Annotated in this window: 17 protein-coding genes; 9 read left to right on the top strand and 8 right to left on the bottom strand. The window is 35.0% G+C overall.

Going from position 1 to position 16,216, the window contains the following annotated elements; all coding sequences use genetic code 11:
- Window positions 1–160 precede the first annotated feature (160 nt).
- Window positions 161–745, top strand: a complete 585-nt coding sequence (locus ILT06_RS18885) for a preprotein translocase (RefSeq protein ID WP_103654999.1) — start codon at window positions 161–163, stop codon at window positions 743–745.
- A gap of 184 nt (window positions 746–929) precedes the next feature.
- Here the strand turns inward: ILT06_RS18885 and ILT06_RS18890 are convergent, their stop codons facing one another.
- Window positions 930–2,531 carry an esterase/lipase family protein gene (locus tag ILT06_RS18890; protein ID WP_064473961.1) on the bottom strand — a complete coding sequence of 534 codons (1,602 nt, stop codon included), beginning with the start codon at window positions 2,529–2,531 and terminating at the stop codon, window positions 930–932.
- A 549-nt stretch (window positions 2,532–3,080) separates the two neighbouring features.
- Between ILT06_RS18890 and ILT06_RS18895 the strand changes: the two genes are divergently transcribed.
- On the top strand, window positions 3,081–3,920 hold the full coding sequence (locus tag ILT06_RS18895; protein WP_088046625.1) for an arylamine N-acetyltransferase family protein: 840 nt from the start codon (window positions 3,081–3,083) through the stop codon (window positions 3,918–3,920).
- A 95-nt stretch (window positions 3,921–4,015) separates the two neighbouring features.
- On the opposite strand, the gene ILT06_RS18900 is transcribed toward ILT06_RS18895, so the two are convergent.
- Both ILT06_RS18900 and exsG read right to left on the bottom strand, forming a co-directional pair.
- The gene (locus ILT06_RS18900; protein WP_000830254.1) at window positions 4,016–4,225 is read right to left on the bottom strand and encodes a hypothetical protein; all 210 of its coding nucleotides are present in this window, start codon (window positions 4,223–4,225) and stop codon (window positions 4,016–4,018) included.
- A 216-nt stretch (window positions 4,226–4,441) separates the two neighbouring features.
- Window positions 4,442–4,594, bottom strand: a complete 153-nt coding sequence (exsG, locus tag ILT06_RS18905; protein ID WP_000395678.1) for an exosporium protein ExsG — start codon at window positions 4,592–4,594, stop codon at window positions 4,442–4,444.
- 208 nt (window positions 4,595–4,802) lie between these two features.
- On the opposite strand from exsG, the gene ILT06_RS18910 reads away from it, so the two are divergent.
- From ILT06_RS18910 to ILT06_RS18940, 7 genes are all read left to right on the top strand, one after another.
- Window positions 4,803–5,741, top strand: coding sequence for an excalibur calcium-binding domain-containing protein (locus tag ILT06_RS18910; protein WP_088046624.1), 939 nt, complete (start codon window positions 4,803–4,805; stop codon window positions 5,739–5,741).
- A 199-nt stretch (window positions 5,742–5,940) separates the two neighbouring features.
- Complete coding sequence (gene ric / locus ILT06_RS18915) at window positions 5,941–6,648, top strand: iron-sulfur cluster repair di-iron protein (RefSeq protein ID WP_088046623.1); 708 nt, start codon at window positions 5,941–5,943, stop codon at window positions 6,646–6,648.
- Window positions 6,649–6,859: 211 nt separating this feature from the next.
- Window positions 6,860–9,265 (top strand): NADPH-nitrite reductase large subunit, encoded by a 2,406-nt coding sequence (nirB, locus tag ILT06_RS18920; RefSeq protein WP_088046622.1) that lies wholly within the window; start codon window positions 6,860–6,862, stop codon window positions 9,263–9,265.
- A gap of 15 nt (window positions 9,266–9,280) precedes the next feature.
- Window positions 9,281–9,598: a nitrite reductase small subunit NirD gene (gene nirD / locus ILT06_RS18925; RefSeq protein ID WP_064473966.1), complete on the top strand. Its 318-nt coding sequence runs from the start codon at window positions 9,281–9,283 to the stop codon at window positions 9,596–9,598.
- Window positions 9,599–9,659: 61 nt separating this feature from the next.
- On the top strand, window positions 9,660–11,084 hold the full coding sequence (locus ILT06_RS18930) for a uroporphyrin-III C-methyltransferase (RefSeq protein ID WP_088046621.1): 1,425 nt from the start codon (window positions 9,660–9,662) through the stop codon (window positions 11,082–11,084).
- The gene (locus ILT06_RS18935; protein WP_088046620.1) at window positions 11,081–11,791 is read left to right on the top strand and encodes a sirohydrochlorin chelatase; all 711 of its coding nucleotides are present in this window, start codon (window positions 11,081–11,083) and stop codon (window positions 11,789–11,791) included. Before ILT06_RS18930 ends, ILT06_RS18935 begins: the two co-directional genes overlap by 4 nt.
- Entirely contained in the window at window positions 11,784–12,257 is a 474-nt protein-coding gene (locus ILT06_RS18940) for a precorrin-2 dehydrogenase (protein ID WP_149173278.1), read from the top strand. Before ILT06_RS18935 ends, ILT06_RS18940 begins: the two co-directional genes overlap by 8 nt.
- Before the next feature lie 182 nt (window positions 12,258–12,439).
- On the opposite strand, the gene ILT06_RS18945 is transcribed toward ILT06_RS18940, so the two are convergent.
- The 5 genes from ILT06_RS18945 to ILT06_RS18965 all read right to left on the bottom strand — a co-directional run bounded on the left by ILT06_RS18945 (window position 12,440) and on the right by ILT06_RS18965 (window position 16,190).
- Window positions 12,440–12,637 carry a PspC domain-containing protein gene (locus ILT06_RS18945; RefSeq protein WP_064473971.1) on the bottom strand — a complete coding sequence of 66 codons (198 nt, stop codon included), beginning with the start codon at window positions 12,635–12,637 and terminating at the stop codon, window positions 12,440–12,442.
- Window positions 12,638–12,905: 268 nt separating this feature from the next.
- Complete coding sequence (gene narK, locus ILT06_RS18950; protein ID WP_000678171.1) at window positions 12,906–14,075, bottom strand: nitrate transporter NarK; 1,170 nt, start codon at window positions 14,073–14,075, stop codon at window positions 12,906–12,908.
- Between the two features lie 80 nt (window positions 14,076–14,155).
- Window positions 14,156–14,389, bottom strand: coding sequence for a molybdopterin converting factor subunit 1 (gene moaD, locus ILT06_RS18955; protein WP_000573685.1), 234 nt, complete (start codon window positions 14,387–14,389; stop codon window positions 14,156–14,158).
- The gene (locus tag ILT06_RS18960) at window positions 14,386–14,856 is read right to left on the bottom strand and encodes a molybdenum cofactor biosynthesis protein MoaE (RefSeq protein WP_064473973.1); all 471 of its coding nucleotides are present in this window, start codon (window positions 14,854–14,856) and stop codon (window positions 14,386–14,388) included. Before ILT06_RS18960 ends, moaD begins: the two co-directional genes overlap by 4 nt.
- A 44-nt stretch (window positions 14,857–14,900) precedes the next feature.
- Window positions 14,901–16,190: a molybdopterin molybdotransferase MoeA gene (locus ILT06_RS18965; protein ID WP_064473974.1), complete on the bottom strand. Its 1,290-nt coding sequence runs from the start codon at window positions 16,188–16,190 to the stop codon at window positions 14,901–14,903.
- Window positions 16,191–16,216 lie beyond the last annotated feature (26 nt).

Genomic DNA, 16,216 nt, shown 5'->3' on the forward strand with positions numbered 1-16,216 from the left:
CAAATCATTAACCTTTTCTTCTTCAAAAATTGTTACAACTACTATTCTATTACTATATTTCATCGTATTAGCACTTTATACTCCAAATCTATCACCTTTTATATAAGACAAGCATAAAATACTATGAGTATACACTTCATTCATAATAGGGGGTAATATATTGGGTTCATACTATCATTCTTCAAACTCCAATAAAAAATGTTCATGCAACTCTTCTTCCAGCTCATATAAAAAATGTTCATGTAACTCTTCTTCCAGTTCCTATAAAAAATGTTCATGCGACCATTCACATAAAAAAAGCTGTCCAGCATACGGCACTTTTTGGCAAACTGAGTTTATAACTGTTCCTTTTGGAGATCCTTTTCCATTTAATCACGTTGGCCCTATAGCAGGAGGAGTTTCCTTACTAAATCCTACTACTATACAAATTAGTCAAACTGGTGATTATAGAGTTTCTTTCATTTCAACTATTAACACTAATTCAAATCCTGTCTTTCCACATATTCCAGTCATGACTATATTTTTAAATAATAATCCACTTGCTAATAGTCAAGGTGATTTCGCTTTCCAAATGAATACTTCATCAAATAACGAATGTCTTCAACTAGCAGGCGAAACAATTGTTACAGTGACAGCTAATTCCACTCTTCAACTGAAAAATAATAGTGGTTTTAATCGTCAAAGTATTACAACTTGTGATAATGGTATTAATTCCGTTGAATTAACAGTTATAAAACTAAGTTAATAATCCTCTTCACATTCAGATGCTATTTCAGCATCTTTTTTATTGAATAATGTTCTTTTGATTCCTATAATCAAACATAAATTCCATAGTACGTTTCTGTTAATCTAATAAACATGAAAAAAGTACCGAACTCTTCTACTACAAAAGTTCGGTACTTTTTATATTAAAAACTTCTCATTCTTTCTTACTTCTCCACATAAACCGACTTAACAATTGTACGATTATACGGTTGTCCTTCTTTATTCATCCCTTTTATATCCATCGTAATGTTGTATACTCCTGGTTGCTTTATGTCCTTCAAAGCACCAGTAAATGTAGTATTATTAACATTTTGTAATTCATTATATTCAGAGACTAGTTTCCCTTCTTTATTAACTACTCTTACTGTTATGGAAAGATCCCCTTTCATTTCAGGTGCTACAGGTGATTTTTTCAATTTATACTCAGATTTATTCACTTTAACTTTTGTAGGCATTTGGAGAACAAATGGTGCGCCACTATTGTAATCGCTTACAATTAAAAATGCATCTTTCGACTGCTTCGCCATCATTTTAACTTTCCATTCTCCTACATCCATTTTATCAAATTTAAATGTTCTAATTGTCGCACCACCAAAGAAAGATTCACCTTCACCAGTAGTAATAACGCTATCCTTATTTGTATACATTTTTCCTTTTGGAGATATCATTTGTACTTCTACATCAGAAGACGCTGTTAAGATAGAAACTATTCCTTCAGCTTTTTTATCAACCGTAACGGTTTGCTCTATCCACTGATTTTGTGGCAATTCTCCTCCTAAAATGTTTTGATTTGAAGTTGTATTTAGTTGTTCTATATTTTCATTTGAACTAGTGCTGGATGCTACTAAAGCTGGTACAGCTACATTTGATGTACGTAAATATGGTTCAATTCGAGAGAAAACAGCAGATCCTTTTCTTATATTATCATGATCAAATCTGGAATCTGTAAATAAATGCGTTCCATACGGTAACTTAGCACTCCACTCATTTACTAGTCCATCATTTGAACCGTATGATGACAAATAGAACCCGCCCATAGATAACGCAGAAAATACTGGTCCCCAGCTAGTACCGGTAACCGTATAGTAACGGTTTAATTTAGCTGCTGGATTATTATCAATCGTTGAACGAAATTTTGCCATTTCCCCCATTTGTAATGAGTACGTACCATCATCTTTTTGACCTAATATAGAAGCAAGCCATCCTGCCCACCAACTATATGATAAATCCGCCAAGTTTGATCCATGATGTGGCGTCGCAAGCGTTATAACATTTCCAACAAATCGATTTGCACCATATCCTACTAATGCAGCCTGTGTATCGATACCGCCTTTACTATGTGCTACAATATTAACTTTTTTACCGAAGTGATTATATATTTCTTCTAATTTTTGTGCTAACAATTTTCCGTTATCCCACTGACTAGCTGACCCTTTCCCAGCAGCATCATATAATTGGATAAATACTGTTTGATAACCTGCTTTTAAAGCATAGTCATACATATCATTTATATCGTGATACACTGTCTTTCCATACCAACTATCAGCATTCCCATTCCTTCCTTGTACAAAAAGAATTGGAGGCTTATTCTCATCGTAATTAGCAGGTTTTTGACCTAAAAACCATTCTCCAGGTGTAAATACTTCTGTATCAGGAAATCCCTTTCCAAGCTCTTTTACAACTTCTGCTCGCACATTTGTGCTAATCATTGGAACCATGATAAAAAATACAATTAGTAAGGCAACACATCTTCTCATCAATCGCATGTTACTCCCCCCACTTTTTTTGAAAGAAGGTGCTCTTTGTAATTTTTTTTATCTTCTCTCTTAATACTAGATAATCTTTTTACTTAAACAAGATCTTGTCCCTATTCTCAAGAGATTACTAGTACCCCTTCTTCCTTAACACACGTTATTCTCTTTGATTCAATCTCTTCCTTTTGAGAGAGCGCTACAAAAAAGTTTCTCAACAATTGTTAACTTTACTGAATCCAAATATCCTCCAATTATTATTGTTTATATAAAGCATACAAATCTTGAAAAAACTTTAGTAAAAAAACACTTTATTACCAGCTAATTATAAAAAAGTTAATGAAGATATGTACTTTTATTTAATTAAATACAAACTAAACAAAATAGAGGCTTATACTATAAGACTTTCCTAACATTAAAAATTAAACTGAAATTTCAGAATAGAAAATAACATTTCCAGAAACATATATTATGATAATTTCTGCAGACTTGAATTAAACTTTTAGAAGTACTAACCTAGCGATGAGCAGAAGAAAATTCTGTAACAAGAAAGGAGAATGCTTTATGATGACCAAGTTACAAAAGGAGTTTTTTAAACGATTAAAAATTCCTGCAGAAGAAGTAACATTTGATGATTTAGATGAAATCCTCTTAAAAATGGGATTGATTCTGCCCTATGAAAATCTTGATATTATGGCTGGTACTTTTAAAGACATCTCAAAAAAGAACTTAGTAGAAAAGTTACTTATTCAAAAACGAGGCGGTCTTTGTTATGAATTAAACTCCTTATTGTATTACTTTTTAATTGATTGTGGATTTCAAGTATATAAAGTAGCTGGTACTGTTTATGACCTTTATGATAATAAATGGAAACCCGATGATGGTCATGTCATTATCATATTAAATCATAATAATAAAGATTATGTTATAGATGCCGGTTTTGCCTCTCATCTACCTTTACATCCAGTCCCTTTTAACGGAGAAGTCATCTCTTCTCAAACGGGTGAATATCGAATTCGCAAACGAACTACCCGAAAAGGTACACACATTTTAGAAATGAGAAAAGGAGCTAACGGGGAATCTACAAATTTCTTGCAATCTGAACCTTCACATGAATGGAAAATAGGCTATGCCTTTACTTTAGATCCAATAGATGAGAAAAAGGTGAATAACATTCAAAAAGTGATTGTAGAACATAAAGAATCTCCTTTTAATAAAGGAGCTATCACTTGTAAATTAACTGATTATGGTCACGTATCATTAACAAATAAAAATTATACAGAAACCTTTAAAGGCATCAAAAATAAACGTCCAATAGAATCAAAAGATTATGCTCGCATTCTTCATGAATCTTTTGGAATAACGCAAGTGAAATATGTAGGAAAAACACTAGAAAGAGGCTAGTTGACTAGAAGTATTTCATAATAAAGCAGATTCCATATTTAGAATCTGCTTTATTTTATATTTTGTTATAAAGAAATTTGTTTTGCTCTTATCCTTTAATTTTCAATCATATACTCATCATCATATTTATCGTATTGGAGCCCTGATCCTATTTTTGATTCCGTTACTTGATCTCTTAAAAACGGTGCAGCTTCCATTTTGCTAGTTGCAATTTCAATTCCATATTTTTTCGTTAAATGAGCTAATTCTATTAAAAACCACTCTCTTCGCAATGTAACTGGAATATCAAATGTTCTTCTTTTCATATATAATAGCACCTCTTTAATTTCATAACTTAATGAACATCATTACATGCACGTGTGAAAACTACCTTTCATCACTAACATCCAATGAAACATTATAGTATATGCATGTCCATTTTAAACGTGCTATTACAAAATAATATTTTAGTTTACATAATCATATTATGTAATAGTAGAAGAGAAAGGTATATCCCTTCCCTTCTACTCTAGAAATTTAAATTAAGAACATCTTGGTACACCTAAAGCTAAGAATAAACCTGCTACTCCCGCAGTAATCGGTACTTTTAACGTAATAACATCGTCTACTTTCGTTACTAAAAAGAAAGCATTACCTTCTTGTAATATGCAAGTTACCAATAATTGAAATTCCATTTAAACCCCCTCCTTTCAATCGATATATTATACTTTATGAATTCTCTTTAAAAACGTAATAGGAAATATATCTATTTTTCTTTATATATAAAATAAATGTTTATAAGTCTATTAAAAATACTAATTTTCTAAATTTATATAAATCGTGTAATATCCAATAAGTTCCTATATAATCAATAGTGAAAATCTTACAAATAGAGGTATAAAAATGGCGATTTTGAGTAATATTGGTGCAGCTTTATTTTTTATTGCTTTTATTCTTTTAATTTTATGTATCATTTCAATCTTTAAGAAAAATGGAAAAGCAAAACAATATGGTCGTCCTGCCGTTATTCTTTTTATGATTTCGATTGTATTCATAATAACTAGTGCTGAGACTTCTAATAACCCCATTGTTGAATTCTTTTCTATTTTAAGTTTTGTTTTATTTGTTTTCTTCCTTGTGTTAGCAATCTTATCCGTAATTAAAAAGACAGGTGTAGCAAAAAAACAATTTATTATCACTGCTATTTTATTTGTCATTTTTGTTGCATTATCAAGTATTTCAGCTCCTTCTTCTGAAAAGACGACAGCAACAAATAAACAAGTCGCTTCTAATAATGCAGAGAAAAAAGATGATAAAAAGAAAGAAGCGGACGAGAAAACTCAAAAGCAAGAAGATGAGAAGCGTCTAGCCGATGAACAAGCTCGTAAGCAAGAGGATGAAAAACGCCAAGCCGAAGAGCAAGCTCGCAAACAACAAGAAGAACAAAAACGTCTAGCTGATGAACAAGCTCGTAAACAACAAGAAGAACAAAAACGTCTAGCTGATGAACAAGCTCGTAAACAACAAGAAGAGCAAAAACGCCAAGCTGATGAACAAGCTCGTAAACAACAAGAAGAACAAAAACGTCAGGCTGATGAGCAAGCTCGTAAACAACAAGAGGAACAAAAACGCCAAGCTGATGAGCAAGCTCGCAAACAACAAGAGGAACAAAAAAAAGCACAGCAAGCTCAAACACAACCAGCTGCAAGTAACAATAGTAATGTAACTTACAAAAATTGTACTGAAGTTAAAAATGCTGGAAAAGCTCCATTATATAAAGACCAACCAGGTTATAGCTCTAAACTTGATCGTGATGGTGATGGAGTTGCATGTGAAAAATAGTAATAAAAAAGAAGCTTCTAGTAAGCTTCTTTTTTTATCAAATAGTATTGCGACTAATTACCTCCTCTCTCTTCCGTTTATAACACTCCTATTATTCTCAAAACTGACACATTATAAGTGATTTCAATCACCACATTGTTTTTCATTTATCGCTATTCTTAATTTAGATATTACATTTAAACTTTATGGAGGCATTCATATGGAACATACATTTACTGAAACTTCAATTGTTGGTGAGATTGTTACACAATTTCCGAAAGCTAGTGATCTTTTTAAATCGTATAGAATAGATTTTTGTTGCGGTGGTAATAAGCCACTTATTGATGCAATTCATGAAAGAAATTTATCAGCTTCTGAAGTAATTACAGAGTTAAATACGCTTTATCATAATACGAAACTATTAAATGAATCTGAAATTGATTGGAAAAATGCTTCTTATCGCGAATTGATTGATTATGTAATTAATAAGCATCATCGTTATTTAAATGAAGAGTTACCGCAGTTAAGTCCATATGTGACGAAAGTATTACGCGTTCATGGAGCAAATCAGCCTCATTTAGCTCAAATTCATAAGCTGTTTCATGAACTTAAAATGGAATTAGAACAGCATTTAATTAAAGAAGAAACAGAAGATTTTCCATTAATTTTAGAATTTGAACAAAATCCAACTGATGAAAACTATGCAAAATTACGTAAAGTAGTAGATGAACTAGAAAATGAGCACAATCATGCCGGAAATATTATAAAAGAACTTCGTAAAGTGACAAATGACTTTACTCCTCCAGAAGGAGCTTGCGGCACTTATCGACTTGTTTATCAACGTCTTGAAGCGCTAGAGTCTGATTTATTTGAGCATATTCATTTAGAAAATAATATTTTATTTCCACGTGCAATTACGAGAGCATAAATAAAAGCAGGACATGAGTATTTCTACTCATGTCCTGCTTTTTCATTACGTGAATAACATCCACACTTCTCCCCTTCACATTAACCCGAATTTTAATAATTTGTGAATCATTATAGAAATGTGATAAATATCACATCTCCCGCTTTTTTGATTTTCTATAATAGAAATATAATCCTTTGTTCAACATTTCACATAAAAAGGGGAAACGAAAATGAAAAAACGTTTAGTTATGATCGGAAATGGTATGGCTGGCATACGCTGTATGGAAGAAATATTAAAACATGATAGTGATTCATATGAGATTACTATTTTTGGAGATGAACCGCATCCAAACTACAACCGTATTATGCTCTCTCATGTTTTACAAGGCAAAACAAATATGCAAGATATCATTATGAATGAATATAGTTGGTACGAAGAAAACGAAATAACTTTATACACAAACGAAAGAGTTCAAAGTATTAACCGAGAAGAAAAAATTATCATTACAGAAAAGAATCGTACTCTTACATATGACAAGCTCATTATTGCAACAGGTTCTAGTGCTTTTATTTTACCTGTTGAAGGTTCCACTCTTCCTGGTGTAACAGGATTTCGAACTATTGAAGATACACAATTTATGATAGATACCGCTAAAGAAAAGAAAAAGGCCGTTGTCATTGGTGGCGGGTTACTCGGTTTAGAAGCCGCAAGAGGTCTAATTGACTTAGGAATGGACGTGCATGTTGTTCATTTAATGCCAAACTTAATGGAGCAACAACTAGATACGAAAGCAGCTTCTTTATTGCGTGAAGATTTAGAAGCGCAAGGCATGAAGTTTTTAATGGAAAAGAAAACTGTAAAAATTCTTGGTACAGACTATGTTGCTGGCATTCAATTTGAAGATGGTGAAGTTGTAGATTGTGATTTAATCGTAATGGCTGTCGGAATACGACCAAATACGAAAATAGCCAGAGATGCTGGTCTCATTGTCAATCGCGGCATTGTAGTCAATGACTATATGCTAACAAATGATGAAGCCATTTATGCAGTTGGCGAATGCGCAGAACATGATGGTATCGCATATGGACTTGTTGCCCCTCTTTATGAACAAGGCACAATATTAGCAAAACATATAACGAATTTACAAACGAATGGATATATGGGCAGTATCGTTGGTACGCAATTAAAAGTTGCTGGTTGTGATTTATTCTCTGCTGGCCAAATTTATGAAGATGATCAAACGAAAGCAATTTCAATCTTTGATGAATGTAAACGTTCCTATAAAAAAGTATTAATTCGTGATAATAAAGTCGTCGGTATCGTTTTATATGGTGACACAGCTGACGGTACACGCCTCTTTAGCATGTTAAAGAAAGAAGAAGATATACAAGAATATACAGCCGCTTCCCTTCTTCACAAAGCTGGTGAAGAAAGTGAACTTGACGTTGCTACAATGAGTGCAGATGACACGATTTGTGGATGTAATGGTGTTACGAAAGGTACAATCGTTCATGCCATTTTAGAGCAAGAGTTAACTACTTTTGAAGAAGTAAAAGGATGCACGAAAGCCGCAGGATCTTGTGGTAAATGTCGTCCGCTTGTGGAGCAAGTTTTATCTCATACACTCGGAGATGCTTTTGATGCTTCCGCGCAGTCTGCTGGTATGTGCGGATGTACAACTTTATCACGTGATGAAGTCGTAGCCGCCATTCACGAGAAAGGTTTAAAATCTCCAAAAGAAGTACGAAATGTTCTTCGTTTTGTACATGAAGATGGCTGTTCAAAATGTCGCCCTGCTTTAAATTACTACTTACGGATGGCGATTCCAGAAGAATATGAAGATGATAAAGCGTCCCGTTTCGTTAATGAAAGAATGAACGGGAACATTCAGCACGATGGTACATTCTCTGTTATTCCACGTATGTACGGTGGTGTTACAACAGCAGATGATTTAATGAAAATTGCTGAAGTTGCGAAAAAGTACGATGTTCCTCTTGTGAAAATTACAGGTGCGAGCCGAATCGGCTTATATGGTGTTAAAAAACAAGATTTACCTAACGTATGGGCTGACTTACATATGACTTCGGGATATGCGTATTCAAAATCGCTTCGTAATGTAAAATCATGTGTTGGTTCTCGCTTCTGCCGTTTCGGCACGAAAGATTCATTAGGACTTGGTATGTTACTTGAACAATCATTAGAAATGGTAGATACACCCCATAAAATGAAGATGGGAGTAACGGGCTGTCCACGTAACTGTGCGGAAGTACTGACGAAAGATTTTGGCGTTGTATGTGTCGAAAATGGATACCAACTTTATATTGGTGGAAATGGTGGTACAGAAGTACGCGAAGCTGATTTTGTAATGATCGTGCCTACTGAAGATGATGTCCTTCGCATCGCTACAGCTTACATGCAATATTATCGTGAAACTGGTATTTACGGAGAGCGTACTGCTTACTGGACAGAACGTTTAGGCTTCGATCACATAAAAGAAATACTGCAAGATACAAGTATGGTTACTACGCTAAATGAACGCTTCCAAACAGCTCGTAGCACATATACGGAAGCGTGGGGACAAGCACTAGAAATTAAGTCATTAAAAGCGATGTATGAAGTAGAAACTGTGAAATAAGGAGCTGTGATTTAAATGATACAAACGAAAGAAAAAATAAAAGTTATGTGTGCAGAAGACCTTCCTATACAAATCGGTAAAGAGGTGCAAATGAAAGGTATGTCTATCGCCCTATTCCGTCTTTCAAATGGCGATATTCGAGCTGTAGAAAATCGTTGTCCTCATAAAAACGGACCGTTAGCAGAAGGAATTGTATCTGGTGAATTCGTCTTTTGTCCACTGCATGATTGGAAAATTTCATTACTAACAGGTGAAGTTCAAAAACCTGATGACGGTTGTATTCAAACTTATGAAGTAGAAGTTATTAAGGGTGACATTTATATATACATGTAATTTTTAAAAAAGGAAGCCTCCCCCTGGCTTCCTTTTACATAAAAATAGAAGAGGTGCGATTATGAACGGATATGTATATTTAGTTGGTGCAGGACCAGGTGATGAAGGGCTTATTACAAAGAAAGCGATAGATTGTTTAAAGCGTGCAGATATCGTTTTATATGACCGTTTATTAAACCCTTTCTTTCTTAGTTATACAAAAGAAACATGTGAACTTATTTATTGCGGAAAAATGCCAAAGAATCATACTATGCGACAAGAAATGATTAACGCCCACCTCCTTCAATTTGCGAAAGAAGGAAAAATCGTTGTCCGCTTAAAGGGCGGAGATCCATCTATTTTTGGCCGCGTTGGTGAAGAAGCAGAAACTTTAGCAGCAGTGAACGTTCCATATGAAATTGTACCAGGTATTACATCTAGCATCGCCGCTAGTAGCTATGCAGGTATCCCCCTCACCCACCGTAACTACAGTAATAGCGTCACTTTATTAACTGGGCATGCAAAAGGTCCTTTAACCGATCATGGAAAATATAATTCATCTCACAATAGCGACACTATCGCCTACTACATGGGTATAAAAAACTTACCTACAATTTGTGAAACCTTACTACAAGCAGGAAAGAAAGACAATACGCCAGTAGCAGTCATTGAATGGGGTACAACTGGTAAACAACGCGTCGTCACAGGTACACTTTCAAGCATTGTTTCTATCGTCAAAAACGAAAATATTTCTAATCCATCCATGACAATTGTTGGTGATGTCGTTTCCTTACGGGATCAAATCGCTTGGAAAGAACGTAAACCATTGCATGGTAAAAAAGTTTTATTTGCATCCGCAACAAATAAAACAAGTTCAATGGTGCAAAAGTTACAAGAAGCCGGTGCAGAAATATATCAAATTCCAACTTTCAAAAAGGAAGAATACACATTAACATTTGAACAAATCAATGAAATTTTTAACGTTGATCGCCTTGTTTTTTGTTCAGCTGAAAGTGTAGAAATATTGATGCGATCATGTAGTAAACATCAGAAAGATATTCGTTCCTTACAGGCGCAACTGCAATATTTGAACGTTGCCACTCAAGAAAAACTGATGCAATATGGGCTACTAAGTAAACAAGCAGAGTTCTCTTCCGATACTACTATTTATTTAGGACGAAATATTAATCGGATTGCTTTTATTCAAGAGAAAATTGGTGCCGGGTCATATATGATGACTCATGCGTATACAATTGATCATCGTTTCGATGAAGTCCATTCTCGTATGCTTTCTGAATTCTCATGGGATAGCATTGTGTTTGACGGCCGTGCTTCAATTGATACGTTTCTATCAGAAGTAAAGCGCCTTGGCTTTATCGATATTCTTACTCTCCCCTTCTCGTATACCGACATTCCAACTTTACACTATGCGAATAAAGTCGGATTTCATAATGTAGATGAGCAATTACAAGACATGATTATGAAGAAAGATTTGGTGGTACGATGAAAGGAATTGTATATGTTGGACACGGGAGTCGCTTACAAGAAGGGAACGAACAATTCATTCACTTTATTCAATCTGTTATGAAAGAACGTAACGAAAGAATTCAAAAAATAGCTTTTCTAGAGCTAACGACACCTACCATTTCTGATGCAGTTACAGAAGCGATACTGGAGGGATCAACTGAAATAATGATTGTACCTGTTTTATTATTTGCAGCAGCTCACTATAAACGTGATATTCCTTTTGAAATAGAGCAACTACAAAAGAAATATCCACAAATAACATTTTCAGTTGTACCACCTTTTAGTACGCATCCACATATGGTGGAACTTGTAGTGAAAAGAATACGTGAAACTATGCCAATGCAAGATAGTAGTATTTTACTCGTAGGACGAGGTAGCAGTGATCCACAGCCGATACATGAGTTACAACAAATCGGAGCAGCTGTCGAACGAAAACTCGGTATGCAAGTATCGTGCTCCTTTTTAACGAAAGGAGAGCCCTCTTTTACTGCTGATCTCAAGGCTATAACATCGACTGCGCCCCATGTATATGTCATGCCGTACCTTCTCTTTACCGGATTGTTGCTTCAAAAAATTAAATTGCATACAAAAAAATATGATCACGTTACGACTTGTAACTGCCTTCAGTTTGATACATATATGAAGTTAACATTATTAGAACGAATGGAGGAATGTGTGTATGTATAACATGTACCCTCTTATGTTTAATCTAAATAAAAAAGTGGTCGTTATCATTGGTGGAGGTAAAATCGCATATCGAAAAGCGTCTGGATTAAAAGATACAGGCGCTTTTGTCACCATTATCAGCCCAGAAATTTGCGAGGAATTGAAAGAACTGCCTTATATTACTTGGAAGCAAAAAACTTTTAGTGATGATGATATTAAAGATGCTCATCTTATTTATGCAGCTACAAATCAACATGATATAAATATGATGGTCAAACAAGCCGCACTTGATTTTCAATGGGTTAACGTTGTAAGTGACGGTACAGAATCATCGTTTCACACACCGGGTATCATTCGATATGATGAATATGTTGTAACGATTTCAACCTCAGGTAAAGATCCATCGTTTACAAAGCGTATGAAGCAAGAACTAACATCTATGTTTCCTAAACTTATAAAAAAGCTTTCTCGTACACATAAATCGTAATTTAATTTGGACAAACGTTTTTTAAAGACGTTTGTTCTTTTTATTATTAAACAAATAATTGCCACTCCTACAGCTATGACTCACGTCAGTGGAAGTTCTTTTCTCATATCCTAGTCGTATAAGAGGCGGAATGCCTTTATCTACTTGTTCTGTTAAAGGTCCCATTATTTGAGTTCATACATTTATCTCTTAATTTCTTTATCTGTAGGCAAAACAATTGCAGCTATTATATAAAGTAACACTGTAAATCCGCTAGTAAAAAAGGCTGATAATGCAGTTACTATACGAAGGATACTTACATCAATTCCATACTTATCGCTTAAGCCACCTAATACACCTGATACTTGTTTATCTTGAGTAGACTTATATAACTTTTTCATCTAAACACCCCCGATCCGATTAAATATTTGTATGCTAAAAATTAGTTCGATCTTTGGAAGAGATTTAAAATTTCTTTAACTAACCCTTTAATTGAATAACATCTGATATCTATATTTTAACATAAAATTCCATAAAACTTCTGTTTTTCATTTTTAAACCACATTATTTTAGAATACAAGTGTTTGTTAAGCTAGCAATAAAAAACATATCGAAGCCTATTACTAAAAGAACCCTCCTAGATTACTTTAGGAGGGTTCTTTTTCTTTATTAATGATTCTTTAACATCACTAACAGCTTTTCTTGACTATACATCCATACTGTAATGATTAAACAAGCAAGTGCGACTTCTGATAATGCCATAAATCCAATTGCATAATGACCTGTTAGTTGGAATAGTAAAGTTAAAATTAGGGGTGGGAAGAACCCTCCTAGTCCGCCTAAAGCTGAAACGAGTCCATTTACAATACCAGCTTGTTCTGAGAAATACATTGGAACGAGTTTGAAGATTGTACCATTACCAATACCTGCGCAAAATGCGACTAGTAGGCAACCAAATGTATACACGTTCATACTAGGCATAAATGATAAAATAATACCTGAAAGTGTTAAACCGATAAATACGAAGATTAATATTTTAAACGGGTTAAACTTATCACCAAGCCAACCACCAATCGGACGCATCATTGTTGCTAATACGATGAATCCGGCTGTCCGCATACCTGCATCTACTTTTTCTAATCCGAAGTGAGATACTAAAAAGTTTGGTAAGTATACTGTAAATGCGACAAATGATCCGAATGTTAAAAAGTAAAAGATACATAAAAACCAAAGTTTTTCATTTTTATATACACCTTTTATTTGTTCCATTAATGGTGTATTCACCTTTTTCTCCTTACGATCACCTAATAAAAAGTTCATAAGTGCAAATGCTGCAAGTAAAACTAAATAACACTGTACTGTCGTTCTCCAGCCAACTGAAGTTGCAATGACAGGTGCTAAAAACGAAGTAATTGCTGTTCCGGCGTTACCGACACCGTAAATACCATTTACAAAACCGTGACTCTCTTTCGGAAAGTATTTCGGTAAAGAAGTTACCCCTACGGAGAATACGGCCCCACCGATTCCGACGAATAAGCCACCAATAATTAAATCCATCATTGAATTGGCAACACTAATATAAAAGACAGGAAATAATAATAGAATAAAACTAATAAAGAATAATTTTCTTGCTCCGAAACGATTTGTCCAATAACCAATTGGAATGCGAAGAACAGAACCTAAAATAACCGGTACTGCTGTTACCATAGAAATTTGTCCCGCAGTTAATGGAATATCCGCTTTAATATAAGGCATTAATGATGATAAAATAACCCATACCATAAAACCGATAACTAGATTAGAAGTTTGTAAACTTAATTGAAAATTAGGACCTTTCATCCTGTTCCCTCCTATGTATGCATAGTTATATTCATTCCCTCCAGCCTAATCACGTCCTAACATGATTAGGCTGAAAAGAATCAACCACCACTTACTGGCGGAATCATTGCTATGACATCGCCAGTTTGAATGATATCATCCTCATTTGCATACTCTTCATTGATAGCGACCATTATCTCACTTGAAATTGCTACGTTGTATTTCGTAATAAGGACTTCCTTTAGTTCAGCAACCGTAATATTTTCACAATCTATGTGTAATGCTGACTTACTTACTTCTTCTTGTAAATGTGCAAATAATAGTACTTCAATCATATTCTCATCTCCTTTCTAGGCTCACCATTTGCATACGCTACCTTCTCTAACTGATCACCTATCCATGACTCACCATCTTCCCAAAACTCTTTCTTCCATATTGGAACCATTTGTTTTATACGCTCCATAATATATTCGTTCGCCTCATAGGCAGCTTTCCGGTGTGGTGTAGAAACAGCGACGACAACAGCAAGATCAGAAATTTGTAATGTACCAATGCGATGTGTAATGGCGACATTTGTCCCAGGCCACTTCTCTCCTACTTCGGTGCCAATTCTCTTAAGCTGTTTCTCCGCCATTGACTTATATGCTACATACTCTAAATATAGCGTACGACGGCCTTTCGTAAATTCTCTAACAGTACCAATGAAAGTCGCAACTGCGCCACATTCACGACGAATTACTTTGTTTGTAACTTCTTCAATTGAAATAGGTGTATCAATTACTTCATAATACGTATGTGTCATCTTGCACCTCTTATCTTTGTATAAGTTAGCAATCTATTTTTCTATTATTTGTATGATCGAAACTGTCCTTCCCACGTCCACTCACTTCCGGCGCTTGATTCTAATAACAGTACCGAGACAGTTATTCCTGCTTTAAATCCTCTCGTTCCTCCCGGCAGGACGATACATGCATTCGCCTCTGCAAGTGAAGAAATTGCACTAGATTTGTCTAAACCAACTGGTGTAGCTTGCAATGTTCCATCTACAATTTCCACTTTCCCTCGTACAAAACGAGTAAATGGGTTTGCTTTCAGAAAGTCTTTCTGTAATATTGCCTCTGCACGATATACGTGCGAATCTTTTCTATGCAAATATGTTCCAATGACTGGCCGAACATATAATTCACAACCGACATAACAAGCTGAAGGATTACCAGATAGACCAAATAATAGTTTTCCTTCTAGCTCAGCTACAGTTGTCACACTTCCTGGTCGCATCGCTATTTTGTTGAAAAGTACATTAGCTCGTAATCTCTCATAAATAGCAGGTAAATAGTCATAGTCTCCTACCGAAACGCCACCAGTTGTAATTAAAATATCGACTTCTTTTATCGCTTTTTTCACAGTGTTATAACACGTCTCAAAATCGTCAGCGAATTGTCCATAATACTGTACAACTCCGCCCGCTCGTTCAACTTGAGCAGCTATCATATAGGAGTTACTATTTCGAATCTTCCCTGGCTTTAATTGTTCATGTACTTCAAGCAGTTCACTTCCTGTCGTTACAATTCCGATAACCGGCTGTTTTACAACGTAAACGGTACTATAACCAAACGTAGAAAGAAGCGCCACTACTCCAGGGTTAATAACAGTCCCTTTTTTCACAAGGATGGTATTTTGTTTTACATCTTCACCTTTAAAAGAAATGTTATCACCGGCGGCGAAGGAGCGTTTTAATTTCATATACGTCTTTTCTTTTTCTTCAAATCCTTCCGTTAGCTCTAACATAACAACCGCATTACACCCTTTTGGAATTGCGGCTCCTGTCATAATACGGACAGCTTGAAATGCTTTCACTTCTTCTGTAAAAACAAAACCGGCTCCAATTTCACCAATCACTTCAAACAGAATGGGATTACTGCTACTTGCTTCTTTTGTATCTTCTGCTCGAATCGCAAACCCGTCGTATGGAGAGCGATCAAAATGAGGGACATCATGATCTGCAATAACATCTTCTCCAAGAATTCTTCCGTAACTTTCTATAAGAGAAACCTCTTCTATTTCACCTTGATGAGCGTATTTCATTACACGTGCCACTGCTTCTGCCACCGGAATTGGTATACGCTTTGCTAACATTCTTTTTCACCTCGTTTTAATAAGGG

Origin of the sequence: Bacillus sp. 17RED48 (genome assembly GCF_019837545.1) — a bacterium.
Lineage (GTDB): Bacteria > Bacillota > Bacilli > Bacillales > Bacillaceae_G > Bacillus_A > Bacillus_A wiedmannii.